This is a genomic window from Methanosarcina sp. A14 (assembly GCF_001729375.1).
GTDB lineage: Archaea > Halobacteriota > Methanosarcinia > Methanosarcinales > Methanosarcinaceae > Methanosarcina > Methanosarcina barkeri.
On record NZ_LZPK01000111.1, the window covers coordinates 1 to 20,432 of the forward strand.

Below are 20,432 nucleotides of genomic sequence, written 5' to 3' on the forward strand. Positions count from 1 at the left end.
GATGAATGGTTTGAGTAATAAATGAAAAATTGGATTCAAAAAGAGTAACAGAAGAAGGAAATAAATCCTTAACCGATGACCAATGGATTTTTATGTAGTAGGTAAAAGCAACTATGTGGTGTATTTAAAGGCAAAAAACGATATCATTCAATTTTCACCAAATGCCACTAAAAATCCAAATTATTTGTACCTGTCCCAAAAACACTATCAGGAAAAATATTGATTTTCGAAAAAATACTGCGGAATGTGGGTTGTATTTAGGTACTGATATTTAGAATTTACAAAACTGTCGACACACTACTTAACTATATAAAAGAAATTAGTAATAAGTCAATTAAAAAAAGATTAAGCTGAGATTTTTGTTAATTGTATGTAGCCAAGTTACAATTGGTTACCTTTTCAGACTAGTGTCGAGTCAAAGCAAAATGTCGTATAAAATCGATTGAAATTATTCGTAATTATTGAATCCTTGAGAATTGACGCGACACTAGTGACTTATTTCTTAAATTCAACTCCATACTTTGTTTATATTCTCTATCTCCTTTAATCAAACGCCAATGCCTAATCCTTTTTTACTTATCCAAAATGGATCTTTTTCAGGTTGGATGACTAAAATATCAATTGGGTTTCCAACGGTTTCAACTACATTTTGAAAACGCATCGTATTGATTGTAGTTTCAACCGCGTATTTAGCAAAATCAATTGCGTCTTGCAATGTGAAAAAATTCCATAATATTGTTTGAGCTGGCAAATCTGTATAAGAACCATCGTTATTCTTTAGGCTCACAGGTTGCAAAAGTCTTGATAGAACCAGAGCTTCTCCAGCCCAACTCGCGCCTTGAGTATTAGTATCTATTTTTTCTTTAATGCTATCAATAATTCTTACATTATATAAGGATTGTTTAAAAGTACCTTCTATTTTGTTATAACCAGCTACTAAAAAAGTTGCATCAGGTATGGGATCAAAACTTCTGAAATATTTTATCAGCATGTCTGGTATTTCATCAACTTTCTTTTTAGTATTTATTTTTTCTCTAATAAATGATTGTATATAACTTGTTATTGGCATACCAAAAATTGAAGCATCACCACAAACCGAAATACCACATCTGTTTGGACAGATAAAGGTCTTGTCCGTAGTATTTGTAGAATGTATTCCAATATGTTCAATGACTTTCTTATTTGGCAAAGTTTCCGTATATGAATAGGTTGTCCGGCTATCACTTGCTAATACAATACCTTCTCCAACATAAACAGCAATAATAAAAGAAATGGTTTTTTCTCCTTTGTCTTTTTTTGTTTTTATTCAAAAGTGCTAGTAATTTACTGGTATACATTTATAAAATATTCGGTTTTGAACCACATTTTTATGAAAATGATACGACTCAAGTGAATTTTGTAAGGTTTAGAGTTCTTTACACTCCACAGTTTTTTAGCTCATGAAATGAGTCTTTTATAAATCGTAAAGAAATTTGTAATTAAAATTAGCACAAAACTGGCTAAAATACATATCTTTTATAAAAATCGACAAGTTGAAAGTCGAAGTTACGGAGCGAAAAACAAATATGAGAACAAAAAGACTAAAAGATATAATAAAAGCCGAACAATTACGATAAAAACCAAAAGGAGACGTTAACATTAGCTGTGAAAGTAATAATATGAAAGTCACTTGCGAAGTCAGATGTAACAAGCACATAGGATGGTTCAATTCACCCATATTTTTTGGCACACAGCAGCTTTTCGAAATGGTTGTTACACAAGGAAACAGAGTAGAATGTCCATTTGGTGGAGAAATGATCAATTGCGACAAAAGCAATATGCGATTCAGAATATGGGACAAAAACGGAGAAATACAAGAATTCTATTATGAGAGAGATGATGACGGAAAAATAATACTAAAAACGCGCCGTTACAGAGATGAAGATGAAACACTAGAGTGAAAGCACATAGTTTTATAACAGCTCTGGCTCGGCGTTCATTCTAAAGGCATACAGGATTGAGATATTAGGCTTCAAGAATACAATAGTTTTCACCAAAACAACTGCATTTTGTAGTGAATCTTAACTTTTGTTTTACAATTCTAGGACTCAGTACCAAAATCTAGTGATGAATGTAAAGTTCAAAATCACTAGATTTTGTAATTAGTCACAATCCTTGTGATACAACTTAAAAATTGAAGTCTTTAGACGTCGAATATTGATTTTGATGATAATCGGATTCTTCTTGCTAATTCATATTTTCAATCAAAAAAGCGAAAATCACTAGATTTTGGAACAGAGTCAATTCTAGCCATATTATAATAAAAACAAAGTACTTTATGAAAAAAAGTGTATTATGGGCTGGAAATCTCTGGATGGAAAGTACAGCGACTTTTTAACATATAACGTTGCTATTCCTTTGATTCTTTGATTTATAGATAGTTTTTCAGGCAAATAACTAATTTAAGAGCTAAAAACAGCCACCTTTTGAGATTATGTTGCTATTATCTTATTATGCAGTTGTTTTCCTAAAAATACTTTATTGATATTCAAATAAAGTATTTTTTAAGAACTATTTATCAAGATAAGAGAAAGAACACAGTAGTTTAGGAAACTTGCTGCATTTTCTTGCCTGCTCTCTGGTAGCTCATTATCTGATTTTCTACAGGATTATTCTGCGTCAAAGGTAATAGCTTATCAGGCGGATCTGGCCTATCTCTAGTAGATTTTCCTTTACTAGGGCGTTTGCCACACAGACCAGATGCTCGCCTGCCTTCTTTTGTGATTGAATAAAACGAAAGGATTACCCTATATTCGGCAGGTCGACATTTCATTTTCGATGATTTTTAATGATGGTGATTTTGATATGATGATCCTTTACTATATGCAATTGTGAGGTTTACATCTGATCCAAACATAAAATCTCATACTAAACTTTAATGGAAAAATGATTTAGTGTTTATATGTGTCGTGGGAGTTGAGCCACACGTTAACCAGCTTTAAATCTAATGTATATTTATCAAATATTCAAAAACGATATCAAGAAAAATATTAAAATATCTTATGTCGACCTGCCGAATAGAGATTATAATTGACAAAACAAAATTATTCTAAGACAAAACAAGTGGCTCTCTTTCATCAGGATATGTTTAAATTGTAACAAACGAAATTATGCTGATATGGAGAGTGCTTCCCAAAATAAAGAGTTATTCGAAAAAATATCTTCATTCCTCAAGAAAGAAGGAGCAACAAAGGTAGCTATTTTTGGGTCTTATGCAAGAGGAGAAGAAAGACCAGAAAGTGATATCGACGTTCTTGTAGAGTTTTCTGAAACGAAAGGTCTGCTCACTATGGTTAGAATTGAGAGAGAGCTATCAGAGTTTCTTGGAGTAAAAGTCGATTTACTAACCGAAGGGTCGATAAGCCCATACCTTATTGAAGAAATTAAAAAAGAAGCAAAAGTGATCTCTGCATGAGAAAAAATGACTCGATTTATCTTCGCCACATCCTCGATTCAATTGAACGTATTGAAGAATATACTAGAGGTATGGAAAAAAAAGATTTTTCGTCTAGCAATCTAGTTCAAGATGGGACTATCAGGCAAATTGAGATTATAGGTGAAGCCACTAAAAACTTATCCAAAGATCTCCGCGAAAAGTATCCTCAAGTTCCCTGGAGGGACATTGCTGGAATGAGAGATCGATTGATTCATCATTATTTTGGAATTAATTTGGAAGATGTTTGGCATACTGTTAAAGTCGATATTCCTGCTTTAAAAGATGAGATTCTTGTGATACTCGATATTCTGAAGACTAAAAATAATGATGGCTCTAATTGAATAGTTTCACTGCAAAAATTAAAAATCAAGATGCTTTTCTTGTCCTTTCTCGGCTTCAACTTCAATGTAGAGTTCAATCGCCTCTTTTATCCTTCTGCTTAACTCGTCAAGCGTTTCAGCCTGAGTATGGCATCCAGGGAGTTCCGGAACAGAAGCTATGTAAATTCCATCCTTATCCTTTTCGATGACAACAGTAAACTTTTTTGTTCTGTAGTGTTCTCCTTTTTATAATACAACATATCCGTATGATCTTATATATCGCTGTAGAAAAATACTCTATGCATGACTATATCCTTTTTCTTCTTTTTCTGCCAGTGGCCGCCCGATATCTGCTCACTTTGTGAGCATGCGGGCGTGGAGGGAAGTTTTCAGATAAATTCTAAAAAGGAATTTGGCAACTCTTTTAGAGTCAACAAGGCGTTATGGGACCCCTACGCTTAAAACTCTTCTTTGAATGAGTGGAATACTCTTAATTCAACTTTTGGAGGGATTGGGCAAAAATATCCACTGTGAAACTATTTTTGCTCCTTAATGACTCTCTTATCCATATATACTAAAACCAAAAGTATTGTAGCGTAACCTCCTACTAACATTACAAATGTACTAATTCCAATTTTTAATAAGTCCGCAATTATTAATACAATGATCCATAAAAAATAACCTATCAGATTTCCTTTTATAGCTATTATGTCTTCATTTCTCGTTTTTTCGTCAATTACTTTTCTTGAGACTATATAATGTCCTGTGGTTACCATTAGAGCGGCAAGACCAACAGTAACCCAAACAATTATTTGATTAGAAATATTTAACAAAGTACTCGTCTTAAGAATTAAAGCCATTACAATAAAAAAAAGTACGCCTCCAAATATAATTCCTGAATTTTCTTCTGGCCTTTTTTTGCGTATTTTCATCAATATCACTCAGAAATATCTATTTTTATAACTGTTCTATTTGAAATAATATCAGCATTGCTTAAAAAATATTCCAAAATTTCCACCATAGCTTTTTGTTTTCCGTAATTTCCGGAAGTAGCTTGAGATTTAGCCGGTTGTTGTTCAGAATCAGCGGTTGAATGTGGGCCGCCTGCTTGTGCGTATTCTCGTTTTGGTCTTTGAGTTAGCTGTTCTTTGCACAAATCTGTTCGTAAATGGCCCTGATCTGAGTTTTCAGCTCTATAATCAAGGAGAAAGAATTCTTCTCCATAATACAGTAATTTTCTCCCAAAATGACTACATTTTTAACAAATGACTTTCATAATAGCTCGTTAAATAAAAACGGTACTGTGTAGTTGACTGGGGCTGCCCTTTAGATTGGATTCGACACATACTTAAAATTTATATTAGTTCCCATCAACTACACAAAACTCATAAGGTTATCCAGTATACCTGTACAATTTTTCTATTGGAATGTAAAATCTCTTTTTCAAAGATACCATTGTACTTCTGAATTATTTTACTTGAAGCTTCATTATCTTTATAACATGCAAGCATCACTTTTGATAATCTAATTTTTCTCGCATATTCGAGTGTCATTTTCAGCATTTGTGTGGCATAACCTTTTTTGCGTTCGGAGGGATGTACACCGTAACCACTGTGTCCGTAATTACGTAAAATAAAGCTCTGTTTTGTCAAGCAGAGCGTTGCCATGTAATTCGTATTCTCCGATATCAAAGTGTTCTTTTTTATATTCTAAAGCAGTCTCTTCAAGCTCTGTAGTCGGTTTTATTAATTCGAGTTTATCCCTAAAGTACTTCTCTAACATTCATTCGGGCATTTATTACGATAAATGTAACAATTTTTGTATCCGTTGTACTTTCTGAAATTTCTGCAACAAAACCAGATTAAATGCCTGAGTTTTATTGAAGAGTCTGGTAACTATGTGTATGTACAAGAGTTGAATTCCATTATATTTTTAGATCCTTAAACGTTAAATAGAGCTCCAGATAAACAATTTATCATTACCGAAGTGAACCATGCTCGGTAGTTGAGAAAAAACCAGGGGGTGTTTTAACGGTTCAAAAGTTAAATAATAGGGTGGTGGGATTATGGTATTAGTTAGTAAGAGATGGATTTTAGATAATGTTCAAATGTTGTACTGCTCCAGTGGAGTACTTGACCTTGACGATATCAGGGATTTCAAGGAACCTGAAGAGGGTTTTGAAACAAATCTGAGCCATATTGAGAAGCTGGAAGTAGAGAAAGGAGAAAGAAGGGAAACGTTCCATGTCCTTATTCCTGGCGGGTTTGGATGGGCTGAAGCGTTCCCTTTCACTGCGTGCCTCGAAGAAACTGAAGAACATTGAATGTGTAAAGGATATCGGATGTTAAAATCGAATAACTGTGGAAAAAGATCGAACTGTGGAAAAAGATCGAACTGTGGAAAAAGATCGACTACGATAAACTCTAAAATATAAAATAAATATATTAAAATAAAAGAAATAAATTAAGCGTTTTCTGACACTTTTCTTCTTGCTTTTCTATTTGTCTAACTCACTTTATTTCCACGCTTGAATAGAAACTACTTGCATAGAAACATTTATACTGATGCCAGCTAACACAACAATTGAACAATTTAACCAAAACTGATTACAAAAACATGACGTTTCATAACATCTTTAATACTTTTCACCCAAAGATTCAGGAAGCCATCAAAACTCTTGGCTTTACAAAACCCACAGAACCTCAGGAAAGGTCATTTCCTCACATAATGGATGGAAAGCATACTCTTTTGATAGCTCCTACGGGTTCAGGCAAGACCGAATCAGCCGTGCTGCCTGTTTTTGATAGTATCCTGAAAAAGAAACCTGAAGCCAGAAAGGGAATCTCAGCCCTTTATATAACTCCATTGAGGGCACTTAACAGGGATATGCTTTCTCGTATTGAAATCCTCGGGCAGTTGCTCGACATCAAAGTCCAGGTTCGGCATGGGGATACTCCGCAAAGTGAAAGACAGCGCCAGTCGAAAAATCCCCCTGATGTACTGATCACTACTCCTGAGACCTTGCAGGCAATGTTTACCGGCTCCCGCCTGCGCCAGAACCTTGAAACCGTGACTCATGTCGTGATAGACGAAATCCATGAGCTTGCAGGTTCAAAACGTGGAACTCAGCTGGCTGTTGGGCTTGAGAGGCTTGTGGAAATTTCAGGCGAGTTCCAGAGAATCGGGCTTTCTGCAACAGTCGGGAACCCCTGGGAAATTGCAAAGTTCCTGGCAGGCAATGGAAGGGATTTCACTGTAATTGAGGTAGCCCTGTTGAAACTGCTTGAGTTCGATGTTGTCAACCCTCAGGTTTCAGAAAAAGGAAAAATACAGGAAAAAGAAGTCTTGAAAATTGCAAAAACAGTTGGCTGCGAGCCTGAATTTGCCTCTCACCTGCTCTGCATCCGGAAAATTGTCGAAGATAGTCAGTCCACTCTTATTTTTGTAAATACGCGGCAGAGTGCCGAAGCTCTAGCTACCGGTTTTCGGAAACTCGGGACATCCATAGGGGTACACCATGGCTCGCTTTCTTTTGAAGCCCGTGTGGAAGCTGAGGAAGCTTTCAAATCCGGAGCCCTGAAAGGCCTTATCTGCACCTCGTCAATGGAGCTTGGAATCGATATCGGAAACGTCGACCAGGTGGTCCAGTACGGGTCTCCACGCCAGGTTTCACGGCTGCTCCAGAGAGTCGGAAGAGCCGGGCATAAGCTGCATTCTGTTTCCCGAGGCACTATCGTTTCTATGGAAGTCGACGATACTGCAGAAAGTATGGCAATTACGAAAGCTGCACTGGAAGGCAGGGTGGAAGAGGTTTCTCCGCATATAAAATCCCTGGATGTCGTGGCAAATCAGATTGCAGGCATGGTTATGGATTTCGGGGAGATTGAAATTGATAAAATTCTCAGGATTCTTCAACGGACGTACCCATTCCGGGATCTGCAGCTTGAAGAACTGCAAAGGGTTGTGGACCAGATAGGGGATTACAGACTTGTCTGGCATGAAAAAGGTTCAAATATCGTCAAGAGGCGCAGGAAAAGCCGGGAATACTATTACGAGAACCTTTCCATGATCCCGGACGAAAAGAAGTACGAGATCTATGATATTGTAAGTGGAAAATCAGTCGGCGTGCTGGATGAAGCCTTTGTCGTAAACTTTGCGGAACAGGGCGCCGTTTTCATAACGAAAGGCTACATGTGGCGGGTCGTTGAGATGCCTGACCGCGAGCAGGGAAAGGACAGAATCAAAGTCGAGCCCGTGGAAGGTAAGGGTGAGGTTCCAAGCTGGACCGGTGAAGAAATCCCTGTGCCTTTTGAGGTCGCTCAGGATGTAGGAAAGCTAAGGGCGGAAATTGCAGCTTTTATCCGCGCAGAACTTGACGATGAAGCTATTGCCGAACAGCTTCAGGCGAAATATCCGGTAACAAGAAATGCAGTGCTCGAATTAATCCGCCTGGTACGTGAACACGTAGAAGGAGACTTCCCCCTGCCTGATGCGAGCACGATTGTGATCGAAGACGAAGGAGATTCTGTGACTCTGAACGCCTGTTTTGGCCATAACACAAACGGCACTCTTGCGAGAGTCCTGACCTCACTTCTTTCAGCCCGCTTCGGGAGCAGTGTCGCCCAGGAAGTCGACCCCTACAGGATTCGGTTGACCCTTCCGCGCCGGGTAGGCTCTTTCCAGATTCGGGATATGCTTCTCTCCCTCCGTCCCGAACACGTTGAGCCGATCATAGAAATGACCCTGAAAAACACAACTCTGATGAAATGGAAAATGGTTCACGTTGCCCGAAAATTCGGAGCCCTTTCCCGGGACATTGACTACGACCGGATCAGCATGAAAAAGCTGCTGGAAATCTACCAGGGATCTTCAATGTACGACGAGGTTATTCGGGAAATCTTTCACGACCTGCTTGACGTCCCGAGGACAAAAGAAGTCCTTACAAAACTTGCAGCCGGCGAGATTTCAGTTGAAGTTTCCCTTCCAACCCCAATCGGTTCAGCCGGTTTTGCCATGAAAAAAGACCTGGTCGCACCGGAGAAAGCCGACCGATCAATCGTGCTTGCACTTAAGGAACGCATTATGAACGACAGAATCGTTCTATTCTGTACGAACTGCAAGAAATGGACTTCCCGCCGGCAGGTAAAGAACGTCCCTGAAGAAATCGTCTGCCCGGTCTGCGAGTCCAGGATGATTGCAGCCCTCAAACCCTGGGAAGAAGAGGAAATCAACCTTGTCAAAAAACAGGCAAAAAAGGTTAAGGTTACCCCTGAAGAAAAGAAACGGATACAGAGAGTTTATAGAAACGCGAGTATAGTGCATTCGCAGGGAAAAAAGGCGGTTATTGCGCTTGCGAGCAGAGGGGTTGGGCCTGAAACGGCGTCAAGGGTTATTGAAAAAATGAGGGTGGACGAAGAGGCATTTTACAGGGATATTCTGGTTGCGGAAAGGAATTATGTGAAGACGAAGAAGTTCTGGGAATGAGATCCAGGATATAATGTATACTGGTGCACTATTGAAAGTAAGAATATGAGTACTGAAATAAATGCATGTTAAATAGCAGTAGATAATAGCACTTATATAATCACTCCTTAATATTATGTAGCAAAGACATCTGACACAATCACTTTATAATGTATACCATTTTTCGCCCTCCGTCTACAATAATCAGATGTCTTTATTCCCCAATTCAATTTTCTTTTTTGTTTATTTATGATTTGAATCAGTTTGCTACTCTAAAACTCCAAATAATTGTAGCCTTCAAACCCTGGGAAGGAGAGGAAATCAAGCTTGTCAAAAAACAGGCAAAACAGGTTAAAGTTGTCCCTGAAGAAAAGAAACGGATACAGAGAGTTTATAGAGACGCAAGCGTAGTACGCTCGCAGGGGAATGAAGATGGTTATTATGCTTGCCAGCCGGGGGATTGGACTTGAGGCGGCGTCAAAGGTTATTGAAAAAATGAGGGTGGGTGAAGAGGAGTTTTATAGGGATATTCTTGTTGCGGAGAGGGATTATGTGAAGACGAAGAAGTTTTGGGAATAAGAGAAAGATATAGATAAGCATCTTAAAACTCGCTAATTAGTCTTCTAACATTTCTTCATCGCTTTCTAGCCAACTTTTTATTGATTTTTTTGCTTCTTCAGAGAGCCATTTGTAAAAGTTCCATGTAGGTGATCCAACTGGATACTTTTCCATAAATTCTTGAGCTCTATCACGAACATTCTGATCTTCATAACTTGGTTCACCAACGAGTCCTGTCCTTCCTCCATAAAGAGTTGAGTTTGATAGATCAGATCTTACTTCTTCGTAGCAGTCGTCACTAATCGCTTGCGCACTCACAAGTACGTTTGAAACAAAACCAGAATGTGAAAACACGAAGGTTGAAGGTGCTTCTTTGACTAAAAGTCCAACTGTTTTTATTTTTTCTTCATCTCCAGTATCTACCCATTCATTGAGAACTTCAAGACTAGTCAATGAAATATTTTCTGAAATATACGAATATAGCTTTGGGAGCCAAAAAGAGTCTTTCAAATCTGGATTTAACGATCTATCTCTAACTTTTCGAAGAATATTTTTATAATGTGAACTAAGGGATATCCCATTTAATCCTTTGTCGTAAAAACCGTTATAAGGTAAAGGCTGAAATCGGTTACTTGTACCATGCTCTATTTTCTTGGACAAATCTACTCTTTCCAAAAGGACATCAACCAATTCCTCAGGTATTTTGGTACTGCAATATGTTAGAAAAATGTTTAAGTCATATAAATTCTTTTCAAGTACGTGGACTTGACATACTTTTTTAAGAATGAACCCTAGTTGTGCTTCATCTAAACTCTCAGGTGGAATGCCATACTCTGGATTAAATATACCACAATAAGTATCAGCTATTTCTTCGTCCTCCCCAATTTCAACACCTAAAGCAAGCTCAATAGCTTCATCCCTCAAGGTATTGGGGAAGTGTCCAAGCGATTCAATAGCTAGGTTTCTTATGTCTGCATCTACAGAACTTAGTAGTTGTGTAATTATTTTGATTTCTTCATTTTTTATTTTAAACGCCCATCCTGTGTGTGCATAGCCTTCTGCTATGGAATGACATAAAATAGGATCACTGCCATCAACAGCAATTTCTGTTAACTTTATAGCCATAGCCTCGTCTTTTTCTCTAATTCCTGATAATAAGAACTCTAAATAATTAGCTAAAGGCTTTGATGTATCAGACATAATGTGATTACAGACTTCAGAAGCAACTTCTTTATCTGTAGCGCAAAGGACTCTCAAGAAGTTTGATGGATAAATTAAAATCTCATTAATTTTAAAATTGGTAATTATCTTATTAAGAGCATTGAATACTTTTCCCCCTTCATTATCACATTTCTCCAAAAATCCTTTAGATACCTCTTTTATTTCTTGGATTACTTCCTCTTGATGCTCCTTAAAGTTCTCATAATCTTTGTCATAATGATACCAGATAGCTCTCACAAGTCTGATCTCAAAATCTTCGGGCAGAAATTTTATGATTGAGCTGGCTTTATCTTTAACTTCTGGTTGGATAGTTTGTCTAGCATGCCATGCAAGTGAAGACTTTATCTGGATCTTTATAATAGGATCTGTAGTAATTTTGGAAATATCCTCTATAATATTAAGTATTTTCCTTTGTTCTGGAAGCCATGATTCAATTTCATCAGTAGAAACTTTCCTTCCATAAAAACCAGTAGGTGATCTTAAAGCCTGTGAAAGACTTTTCAATGCTCTTAGTGTTAATTTAGTTGATTCAGATTTTAACTGAGCTTCTATTAATAATATGGCTTTTCTTCTTATCTCTTTTGTATTTTTATAAGGAATTGGGTAAGGTATAAACTGTATCTCGGCTCCTATAGGCTTATCAAATATTATTTCTTTTTCTAGTATTGGATCAAGTATATCTAAGAGTGAGCATGTGTATTTAGGATCTGTATGATTATTTATCTCTTTTTCAACAAAAGTAATAATCTGGGAACTATACTCAAAAGATTTGTACATTTGATATTCGGCCAAATTTATGAGTACTGTCAATGCATGGTTAGAAGCAGTACCTCCATTTTTTATCTCTATTTCTTTTTTAGCTAAATTCCAAAGAAGTCCGCAAGACTGTTGAAAGTAGTCAAAATTGTAACTAACATTTTTTAATAATGGGGGAATTGTCCTTAATACATCTTTATGAGTGAATTCATATAATGGTGCATAATCACTTTTGGATTTGTTAATTGGGTTGTTTATTGGGTTGTTAATTGCATATCTAATTAAGTGCAGTATCCTCTGGGGTTGAAAATAAGCTACTTTTTCAAATTTATTCAATAAGACTACTTTCTCTAAGTTTGATGAATTTTTGAATTTTTCTTCTATATTATTCCATATTTCTACTAAAAGATCAGTTTCTCTATTTTGTCTATTTACTCGCCAGTCTAGTTCTGACAAATTCTCTAAAATGTTCTTGAGATATGTATCTCCAAAAGCTTCGAATATTTCTTGAGAGTACCCAGTTGAATAGCCATCTGAAGTAATACATGAATTGTGTAATATATAGTCTGACAAAACATCGGGAGTTATCCTGAGTTTAGATCCCACACGATAGAGCAATCCGCCTCTTTCTAGAGTATTAATTGATATATTAATCTTCGATTTTTTTACCTCTAAGAATTTGGCCGTCTTTTCAATGAATCCATTGTCTTTTTGGATTGGAGATAGAATGGATATGATGGAAAGCAGGTCTCTACAAAAAGTTGCGTCAAGATCATCACTAATAATTCCTGCTAATATGTCTTCCTGAAATCTACTAAAAACAGCATTTTGAAACTCTTCGTCCTGTTCTAAAAGAGCTGGCCGTACTTTATTTTCTGCAATAAGTTTTGCTCCAATAACTAAAACTATAGTGGAGTCTTTGGCTACTTTAATTAACGGTTCTAAATATTCGTGATGTTTTGATCCAAGTATACTTTTTCCAAGTTCCTCTTTTTCTTTTCTTTTAAGCTCCCCAATTTCAGAAATCTCTTCAATCTTGCGAGTATCAAATCCGCATTTACTATAGCTGCTTTTAATATAATTTAGTCCGTGAGGTCTGAAAGCCAGAATCATTTTTATTGGGGACTTTATTATAATTTCGGCTTGTTGAGCTGTTTCTAGTAATGTAATAATATCTTCTCTTCGATGGGCATCGTCTACTACTATAGTACATTTTCTTTTAGGCAATTCACGAATTGACTCTTTTGTTAATGGACTTTCACTAACGTATCTTAGTTCCCATTCATTGTGTTTTAATTCAAAATTTTTCCCAAATTCAAAAAGTATTCTGCTTTTTCCAATGCCTCCCCTTCCAGGTAAAAGGGCTATCTTTTTGTCAGATTCTAAGAAACTATCTAACTGTGATAAGATATCACTTCGACCTACAAAGTGATATTTATGGTTCAATAAGTTTGTACTTTCGAGGGAACGAGAGAAGAATTCCTCTGCAGTTAAAAAAGATTTTAAATGAATTTGGCATTCTTCTATATGTTTTTTGAGCTCTTGGTTTGTATCTTTTTCATAGTCTAATAATAATTTATCTCTTAAGTCTGGATTTTTTTGAACATTATAATCTAATATATTTAGAAAATTAGTTATAATTTCTGTAGCTTCTTCTCTCGAAAAATATCCTTCGTCAAAATAAGTAATAAATTCTTCTATAAGTTTTTCACCAAATAAGTTCTTTTCTGAAGAATTAATATAATTTTCTGGATGTTCGATATAATTCTTCATTAAGTTTTCTGCAGGAGATTCATATAAAAAACTATCAATATGAATCTTTGTCAACTTTGGGTGTTTTGGTGTCACCTTATTAATTGAATCATCAAGGACATCTGCGTAAGTATCATGGTATTTTTTAATTATTTTTTTGGCACTATCATATAATGAATTGGCTAAAAGTCCATCGGCAATTCCACCAAAGCTCATTTGATCTTCCCGTTAACTTTTTGACTCTGAACTCATTAATTTCTCAAAAATATTTAGATAATATAAAGCTTCTATATCCTTTAATTATATTTTCCTGTTTTGCTTTCGACTGTTTATTCTGGATATTCCTCTAGCAAATACATTAAACATTTATTGAGTTCTACTTATTGGAAAAACTCAAGTAGGCTTTAAATGTTTCTGTGACAAATTTCAATCTTCTGCTGTAATGCTTTGGGAATAGATAAATTCCAAGTTAGCGGCGCAATCGAAGAACCTCTAATCGAATAATTTTAGGAGGGCTGGGGTGGAAATATAATAAAAAAGTTATATCACTTCGGCTTCTGCTTTTTTTCAGCCAATTCTTGTCAATAGTTCTGCCGGTAGCAGCTTTAAGTACTCACAGATTAAATGTTATTCTGGTAAAGATGGAAGGCGAGAGCTTGAGTTATACGGTTCTGATCGAACAGGACAAAGATGAGATGTATATTGCAAGGGTTCCTGACATACCGGGTTGTTATACTCAAGGAAAAACAGTTGAGCAGGCTATGGAACGTATAAAAGAAGCAATACAGGTCTGTCTTGAGGCTGAGGAACTTGAAGATATTACAGGCGGCACAATGGGAAGATTTGATGGAGTTAAGTGAAAATATAATAAAAAGTGATATCATTCCAAACTTCGACTTTGTCAAATCTGCTTTCTTCTTCTTTGGTCGGCATTTTAATTCAGCATACTTAAGCTACACCAGAAAATCGCTGAAGTCAATTTCTTCCCCCCTTCTCAACTGATTTCGGAGATGAGTAAGTTTGCTGTCTATTTTTTCGAGGCTCTTCAGGTATTTTTTCTCATCCGGTGTGGTTTTTATACGTTTTGAAATCCCGCCATTTTGAATGACCAGTCGCTGGTCTGCCGATAGAGCCAGAAGAGGGTCATGAGTACTGATTAAAACTATCTTGTTATTACTTACCAGAAGTTCCAGAGACCTAACCTTGTCGACGCCTGCATTCTCAATCTCATCGATAAGGACAACAGATGCCGGGCTGAGAAGTGCAGTATCTGCAATCATCAGAGCGCGGGATTGTCCCCCTGAGAGCTCCGTAACAGGAGTTTCCCTGCTGAAAGGCTCTCCTGCCAGGATGTTTGCAGTATCATATATTTTCTGAACAATACGAGATACCTCGTCAACCATACGGCTCTCGGCATGCATGGTCAGAAACTCCTCGACACTGAGGTCCATAACAAAATTCATGTTCTGTGAAAGCTGCGCGATAAAACGCCCCTCAGTCGAGAAACGCTCCTCATCACCTGGAGCCCGGCCATTAACCAGTATTTTTCGGCCTGTAGGAGTATCCTCCTGAGCCAGAGATTCAATATCAGCCAGAAGACGGGACTTGCCTGATCCTGTAGGACCGACAATTGCAGTCACTTCACCTTTTTTTAGATTTACCGAAAAGGCTTCTTTTTCACCATTCTTATTACGTCCAGGGAGCACTGTCAGGGATTCAACTGTGGATCCGCTGCCCTGTTGAAGAGCTTTTGCCTGCTCAATAAATAGAAAGAAACCATCAATAAAGGCGAGAGAGCTGCTTCCCATCTCTACAAAATAATCTTCACCAGGTGTTGAACCCAGTTCTTCCAGTTTTATGTTCCCGAACTGCACAGGATCAATTGCAAATGCAGAGAAATAGTCCTCTATCCAGGGCATCATCTCCCTGAGTTCATTTATCGTCATATGAAGTAAATCTGTTCGCAAGCTATTCTTCTCCCTGAATTTATTCTTCTCCTCTGAAATTTACCAGCTTTGAAACCCCAATCTGCTTGTCATCCCCGATTTTTCTCTCTCCAAGACAGTATGAACATAGAGCTCCAGGCATGGTAAATCGAAGTGTAGCTCCCTGAAGAGTTTCCAACGTAGAGGCTTTTTCCACAAGTTTTGCAAGATAGAAACTACCCTGTCCTGTAACACCATTAATCTGAACTATCATTCCTCTGGGGTTAACCTGTCTGACCCTGTATGCAAAGACCTCACGTTCTGCCTGGGAGACAATATCCCCTTTAGTAATAACAACAATGTCTGCAAGTTTTAACATGGGGCCGATTTTTTTAGGTGTGTTGACACCACTCAAGTTATCAATAACACAGATTGCCAGAACATCTTTAATATGTGGAGAACAGCGGTTGCAAAGACCTGCACTCTCGGTAATCAGAAAATCAAACTTCTTCTCTTTGGCCCACCTGAGGGCTTCTTCAATATTGCTTACAAAAAAGTGGTCAGGACAGAGTCCTCTGGAGAGACCGGTCTTGACCGGAATATTGTGAGCTGAATAGTGTTCCTCATCCTGAGCCGAGAGACAGTCAAATTTTACCACACCGATTGTGAAACCTTTCTGTTCAAGCTCTTCAATGGTCTTGATAATGATGCTGGTTTTTCCTGAGGATGGAGGACCTGCTACCGTAACAAGCCTCACACAATACCTCCAGTTTCATAGAACTGTTTATTGAAAACTCCTTCAAGCTCTTTTTTAAGTGCTCCTATGTCATTGTTCATCAGGAAGTCCCAGCCCAGCCAATAGAGTTTGATTCCTTCAAGATTATTTTCAACTTCAGGATTTGTTGTCGGGAAAAAAGCTCTGGCAGAAATTTTCGCAAATTCTTTCCCACAGAAGAAATCCGTGATCTCCTTAACCCGCTCTGCACCACTTTTTTTAACCAGCATCTGCACAGGGCTTACAATAGCACCTTCCGAAGGTATATTGATTGTTATCCTGGATTTATCTTGAATTTTCTTAGCAAAGAAGTAAGGCATGATATACATAGGTGGTACGTCATCCTTTTTGCTGTCTATCATTTTAACCATCTCGGACGGATGGATTCCTGTATATACTGAAGAAGCAAGCTTTTTAATTCCCTCCATACCGTACAGCCGGTAGAACGGAAGCAGTACCCCATTACAGAAAAAGCCGTCCTGCCCCCTCATAACAACCTTATTCCGGTACTCCTCTTTTAAGATGTCTTCCCAGGACTCCGGTTTGCTATCATCCTTCATGAGTTCATCTATTGTAACCAGAACCAGAAGGTTTGCAGAGATCATGGTAAACTGTCCACGAGGATCGGCAAAACCGATAGACTCAAAATCACTGTTCATTGGGGATGAATTAAGATTTACAAAATATTCCTTATTGAGAAAATTCTCCTGGAAGGGTTTGTGGTAGAAGCTGTTGATATCAGAGCTGATGATTATATCCGGAAGTTCGTCAATCGATGTAACCGAATCGATATAGGCATAATAAGAGAGCTCATGATTGACATTACCTTCGACAAGAGAATGGAGTACATTATTCATTTGTCGGCTGTATTCAGATGAAAAATCATCAAGTGCACGGTTAAAAGGCATCTTCATGCCGCAGGGTAAAAGGGCAAGAAGGGTCAGCTCTTTTTGTCGTTCCGGGGAGTCTGCAAGGGTAAAATCTCCTTTTGCTTCATTGTTCAGAACAGCCTGATTCAGGAGCTCAATAAAAGAGTCTTTATTCACCGATACCATTGAGAGGGCTGTTTTCAATTTTAGTAAAGGACCAAGCTTTTCAAGAACTTCCTTATTTTCAAATTTCTCCATCCCATGCTGTTTGAATATTTTTAACAGAAAAGGATAGTCACTTAAGATCTGGTATATACTCATTGTTTCATCAATTGCTTTCATATCATTCCACCTGATATGTTTTTGAACAGTATCTTATCTCCTTTTATGGCATTCATATTAAAATTTTTAGAGGGGACTTTCATTAAGGAAAAAACTTATGTTATTAAATCTTGCCAATTCCGCATTTGCACCAGCCCTTGTTTTTTGTTCTTGTTTAGTGGAATATCAATTATTTCAATAAAGATACAAACATATAAATATTGTCATCTAGGAAGTGATCTTCCTATATGACCACTAAATTAGCTCATCATTTGCTCCGTTAATGCTTGACTTTCATATACGCTCGTTATCGTTTCAAAAGTTCTCTTAATTTCACATCTATGCAGAATTACTGTCAACAAATCTGATGTATTCTTTGCAAATACAGTACTCTAACGCAACTGTGTATATTTAGCCATTTTTTCAGGATTAGCAGTTGAGTTTCTTACACGAGAATATATACGAGAATATATTCTTCTGCTAATGATCAATGTCAGCATTGCTGTCTATCTTATATTCTTATAAAAACGTATACAGAAGATGGGATTTTATGCTTAACCAACGATGTGTGAATGGAAATCTTATAATACATCCTCTCTAAATTTATATAGTATATACTGAATTTTTAGGGGTGTGTATATGAAAAAATACATCTACTTCACATTATTTATTTTACTAGTTGTACTGATTATCATCGGCTTCGCCGGATCACAAAACGGTGATAATGTTTCTCAGGCTCAACTAAATTCGCCGCTGAACACCCTCAAGTCAGCCTACCAGGATATTGCATGGGGAACTAATGTCCAGAAGCATTTGAAGATACTTAAAACAGATCTGGACGGTGTATCTAACGCGACAAACAATTCTAATTATACCATGCTCGCAGTGTATGCACAATACATAGTAAATGATACTCAGAGCGCCATTCAGGAAAATGATCAATATACCGTATCTCCCAAACTCCAGGATGCGCAGAAAGAATGGAGGTTGGCTCTTCAGGACTATAACTCTGCAGGTCAGTTTTTGTTGCAGGGAGCAAATGAAGCGAAAAATGGCACTGTAGGAGCTGAAAATTTCCAAAAGGCCGGAACACTTCGCAGTTCCGGTACAGGCCACCTTCAGAAAGCGTCTGAATTAGCAGGAATAACATAACATATTTCTTTTTTGAGGTGGGAGAAAGTATAGAAAAACTGCTGTCTTTACATAGGGCTCTGTTTTCTCCTTCAATGGTCTTCATTTTTAACTTCAGCATACTTTAAATGATCACAAAGAAATATATTTGCATAGAAAACACTGCCCCGAAAAAAGACTTGTTCGAAAATTTCTTCTTTCCTTGAAAACAGCGGAGCAACGAAGATTAGCTGTTTTTGGCTCTTATACAAAGGGGGAAAAAAGCCGGAAAGTGATACAGATATCATTCAATCGAGTTTTACATAACATAAAGAGAAAAAAGATTTTAGATTGAGAGTTTGGCTCAGACCACTACAATATTAAGTTTGAAAGTCTGTTCCTGGCCTGTTTTTGGCTCCCAAGATCTTTTGTATATTGCGTTTACCTGCTGATCTCCTTTAGCTATACCTTCAATTCTCCATAAGCGAAACCCACCTGTGCCAATAACTAAATTATTTTCTAAAGATTCAAAGGGGTGGTATTTGTCTGAGAGCTGGTTAAGTCCATTACTCAGCTTGAGTTGCCAGGAATAGCCCGTGCTCGGATTTTCTTTAAGCTTAAGGAAAAAAGAGTGTCCTTCTTTAATATAAATGGTATTTCCGTTGTCATTTTCGGTTATCATCTTATTTTGACTTGCTATGTCAGGTTTAGCACATACAGCCGCTGGAAGCGTCGCCAGAACTAAGCATACAATCAAAACTGTTATTCCATATCCAAATTTTGACACTGTACTGCCCTCCACTCACAGTAATATATTTACTGAACTATTTTCAGGTACATATCTTTATTTTTCATCCCTCTAACATTTAATCGGATTTTCAAAATCGGATTTTCAAAGCTTAGATTTATTCCGGTATATTATATTGTAATCAATCAAAAGCATGGATACATTTATTCCGGTATATTATACTGCAATCAAAAACATGGATAAAATCTGATACTGCGGATGAATATATATAATAAATAGAATAAATTTTCCTTATGATAAATAATTATAGAATATATAGACAATAATTTACTACATTATAATAAAATATATTTCTTTATAATGTGAAACAATAGGTTTTCAGTATACTGATATTAATATAAGAAGAGGCGGTATTATCCGGCTAAGAAAGAGGTTACCTAAAACAAATCTTGAAAGGCATTCCGAACTAATTGCAAATAACTGGATACAGCTGCGTGAACCTCCAAATATTGTGCCTGTTATGTTCGTAGCAATCCCACTAATGATCCTTGGTGCTCTGCTTTCTTTTAAAATCCTTGATATATTTTCGCCTTTCTCTTTTGTATATTTTGGTATCAGTCCCTCGAAAATCTCAGTAACAATAGACTTACAAGACTTTGTATACTTTATCGGGTTGAGTATAGTTATTATTTTCACTCATGAACTTTTTCATCTTATCTTTGTTCCAGATATTCTAACTTCGGACAAAGCGTTTTTAGGAATTACTTATTTTGGTGGATTTGCTTATTCATAAGAAGTACTGTCAAAATCAAGATTTATTCTTATCTTACTGTCACCTTTCTTTGTAATTTCGATAATATTGCCTGGAATTCTAGGAGTTCTGAATTTATTGAATTCTCTGATCAAATTTATAATTTTAGTGAGTGCAATGGGTTCCGGTGTGGATATGCTGTCCCTTGTCTTGATACTAATTCAGGTGTCTGCAGGTGCGTATTTAACTTGCAATGGAATGAGAACTTACTGGAAAATAACAAATTCAAGCATTCCTGAAAGTAACTGAGGATGTATAATCTTAAGGTAGACAGAAGATAAAAAGGTAGACAGAAAATAGACAAAAGGTAAACAAAAGATAAACAAAA

The 20,432-nt window shown here is 37.0% G+C and carries 20 protein-coding genes and 1 pseudogene; 9 read left to right on the plus strand and 12 right to left on the minus strand.

Annotated elements, in window-relative coordinates:
• Positions 1-547: 547 nt before the first annotated feature.
• The gene (locus A9239_RS06045) at positions 548-1,189 is read right to left on the minus strand and encodes a hypothetical protein (RefSeq protein ID WP_052712927.1); all 642 of its coding nucleotides are present in this window, start codon (positions 1,187-1,189) and stop codon (positions 548-550) included.
• A 556-nt stretch (positions 1,190-1,745) separates the two neighbouring features.
• On the opposite strand from A9239_RS06045, the gene A9239_RS06050 reads away from it, so the two are divergent.
• Positions 1,746-1,940: a hypothetical protein gene (locus A9239_RS06050; RefSeq protein ID WP_141706387.1), complete on the plus strand. Its 195-nt coding sequence runs from the start codon at positions 1,746-1,748 to the stop codon at positions 1,938-1,940.
• 644 nt (positions 1,941-2,584) lie between these two features.
• On the opposite strand, the gene A9239_RS18875 is transcribed toward A9239_RS06050, so the two are convergent.
• Positions 2,585-2,812, minus strand: a complete 228-nt coding sequence (locus tag A9239_RS18875) for a hypothetical protein (RefSeq protein ID WP_141706388.1) — start codon at positions 2,810-2,812, stop codon at positions 2,585-2,587.
• A 345-nt stretch (positions 2,813-3,157) separates the two neighbouring features.
• On the opposite strand from A9239_RS18875, the gene A9239_RS06055 reads away from it, so the two are divergent.
• Both A9239_RS06055 and A9239_RS06060 read left to right on the plus strand, forming a co-directional pair.
• Complete coding sequence (locus tag A9239_RS06055; protein WP_048156274.1) at positions 3,158-3,454, plus strand: nucleotidyltransferase family protein; 297 nt, start codon at positions 3,158-3,160, stop codon at positions 3,452-3,454.
• Positions 3,451-3,816: a DUF86 domain-containing protein gene (locus tag A9239_RS06060; RefSeq protein WP_048156272.1), complete on the plus strand. Its 366-nt coding sequence runs from the start codon at positions 3,451-3,453 to the stop codon at positions 3,814-3,816. Before A9239_RS06055 ends, A9239_RS06060 begins: the two co-directional genes overlap by 4 nt.
• A gap of 18 nt (positions 3,817-3,834) precedes the next feature.
• Here A9239_RS06060 and A9239_RS18150 read toward each other — a convergent pair whose 3' ends face one another.
• From A9239_RS18150 to A9239_RS06075, 4 genes are all read right to left on the minus strand, one after another.
• The gene (locus tag A9239_RS18150) at positions 3,835-4,002 is read right to left on the minus strand and encodes a type II toxin-antitoxin system HicB family antitoxin (RefSeq protein ID WP_080943753.1); all 168 of its coding nucleotides are present in this window, start codon (positions 4,000-4,002) and stop codon (positions 3,835-3,837) included.
• Positions 4,003-4,331: 329 nt separating this feature from the next.
• Positions 4,332-4,727 carry a hypothetical protein gene (locus tag A9239_RS06065; protein WP_048156269.1) on the minus strand — a complete coding sequence of 132 codons (396 nt, stop codon included), beginning with the start codon at positions 4,725-4,727 and terminating at the stop codon, positions 4,332-4,334.
• Between the two features lie 5 nt (positions 4,728-4,732).
• Positions 4,733-4,951 (minus strand): hypothetical protein, encoded by a 219-nt coding sequence (locus A9239_RS06070; RefSeq protein ID WP_048156266.1) that lies wholly within the window; start codon positions 4,949-4,951, stop codon positions 4,733-4,735.
• A gap of 229 nt (positions 4,952-5,180) precedes the next feature.
• The gene (locus A9239_RS06075; protein ID WP_052712926.1) at positions 5,181-5,462 is read right to left on the minus strand and encodes a GNAT family N-acetyltransferase; all 282 of its coding nucleotides are present in this window, start codon (positions 5,460-5,462) and stop codon (positions 5,181-5,183) included.
• 398 nt (positions 5,463-5,860) lie between these two features.
• Between A9239_RS06075 and A9239_RS06080 the strand changes: the two genes are divergently transcribed.
• From A9239_RS06080 to A9239_RS20245, 3 genes are all read left to right on the plus strand, one after another.
• Positions 5,861-6,118: a hypothetical protein gene (locus A9239_RS06080; protein WP_141706389.1), complete on the plus strand. Its 258-nt coding sequence runs from the start codon at positions 5,861-5,863 to the stop codon at positions 6,116-6,118.
• Positions 6,119-6,411: 293 nt separating this feature from the next.
• Complete coding sequence (locus A9239_RS06085) at positions 6,412-9,279, plus strand: DEAD/DEAH box helicase (RefSeq protein ID WP_048156265.1); 2,868 nt, start codon at positions 6,412-6,414, stop codon at positions 9,277-9,279.
• 411 nt (positions 9,280-9,690) lie between these two features.
• On the plus strand, positions 9,691-9,837 hold the full coding sequence (locus tag A9239_RS20245; RefSeq protein ID WP_230628954.1) for a hypothetical protein: 147 nt from the start codon (positions 9,691-9,693) through the stop codon (positions 9,835-9,837).
• 36 nt (positions 9,838-9,873) lie between these two features.
• Here A9239_RS20245 and A9239_RS06090 read toward each other — a convergent pair whose 3' ends face one another.
• Entirely contained in the window at positions 9,874-13,761 is a 3,888-nt protein-coding gene (locus tag A9239_RS06090) for a hypothetical protein (RefSeq protein WP_048156261.1), read from the minus strand.
• 362 nt (positions 13,762-14,123) lie between these two features.
• Here A9239_RS06090 and A9239_RS06095 point away from each other — a divergent pair, with 362 nt between their 5' ends.
• Complete coding sequence (locus A9239_RS06095; RefSeq protein ID WP_243684935.1) at positions 14,124-14,405, plus strand: type II toxin-antitoxin system HicB family antitoxin; 282 nt, start codon at positions 14,124-14,126, stop codon at positions 14,403-14,405.
• Between the two features lie 93 nt (positions 14,406-14,498).
• On the opposite strand, the gene A9239_RS06100 is transcribed toward A9239_RS06095, so the two are convergent.
• The 4 genes and pseudogenes from A9239_RS06100 to A9239_RS18155 form a co-directional block, all read right to left on the minus strand.
• On the minus strand, positions 14,499-15,512 hold the full coding sequence (locus A9239_RS06100) for an ABC transporter ATP-binding protein (protein WP_080941587.1): 1,014 nt from the start codon (positions 15,510-15,512) through the stop codon (positions 14,499-14,501).
• A 19-nt stretch (positions 15,513-15,531) separates the two neighbouring features.
• Positions 15,532-16,227 (minus strand): GTP-binding protein, encoded by a 696-nt coding sequence (locus tag A9239_RS06105; protein ID WP_048121814.1) that lies wholly within the window; start codon positions 16,225-16,227, stop codon positions 15,532-15,534.
• Positions 16,224-17,456: an ABC transporter substrate-binding protein gene (locus A9239_RS06110; protein ID WP_048121812.1), complete on the minus strand. Its 1,233-nt coding sequence runs from the start codon at positions 17,454-17,456 to the stop codon at positions 16,224-16,226. Before A9239_RS06110 ends, A9239_RS06105 begins: the two co-directional genes overlap by 4 nt.
• 239 nt (positions 17,457-17,695) lie before the next feature.
• A pseudogene (locus tag A9239_RS18155) lies at positions 17,696-17,941 on the minus strand (hypothetical protein); the annotation flags it as partial.
• 133 nt (positions 17,942-18,074) lie between these two features.
• Here A9239_RS18155 and A9239_RS06115 point away from each other — a divergent pair.
• The gene (locus A9239_RS06115; RefSeq protein ID WP_048121810.1) at positions 18,075-18,587 is read left to right on the plus strand and encodes a hypothetical protein; all 513 of its coding nucleotides are present in this window, start codon (positions 18,075-18,077) and stop codon (positions 18,585-18,587) included.
• A gap of 322 nt (positions 18,588-18,909) precedes the next feature.
• On the opposite strand, the gene A9239_RS06120 is transcribed toward A9239_RS06115, so the two are convergent.
• A complete protein-coding gene (locus tag A9239_RS06120) occupies positions 18,910-19,332 on the minus strand; it encodes a protease inhibitor I42 family protein (protein ID WP_052712925.1) in 423 nt (140 codons plus the stop codon).
• A gap of 760 nt (positions 19,333-20,092) precedes the next feature.
• On the opposite strand from A9239_RS06120, the gene A9239_RS20250 reads away from it, so the two are divergent.
• The gene (locus tag A9239_RS20250; RefSeq protein ID WP_255361914.1) at positions 20,093-20,353 is read left to right on the plus strand and encodes a DUF3267 domain-containing protein; all 261 of its coding nucleotides are present in this window, start codon (positions 20,093-20,095) and stop codon (positions 20,351-20,353) included.
• The last annotated feature ends 79 nt before the right edge of the window (positions 20,354-20,432 follow it).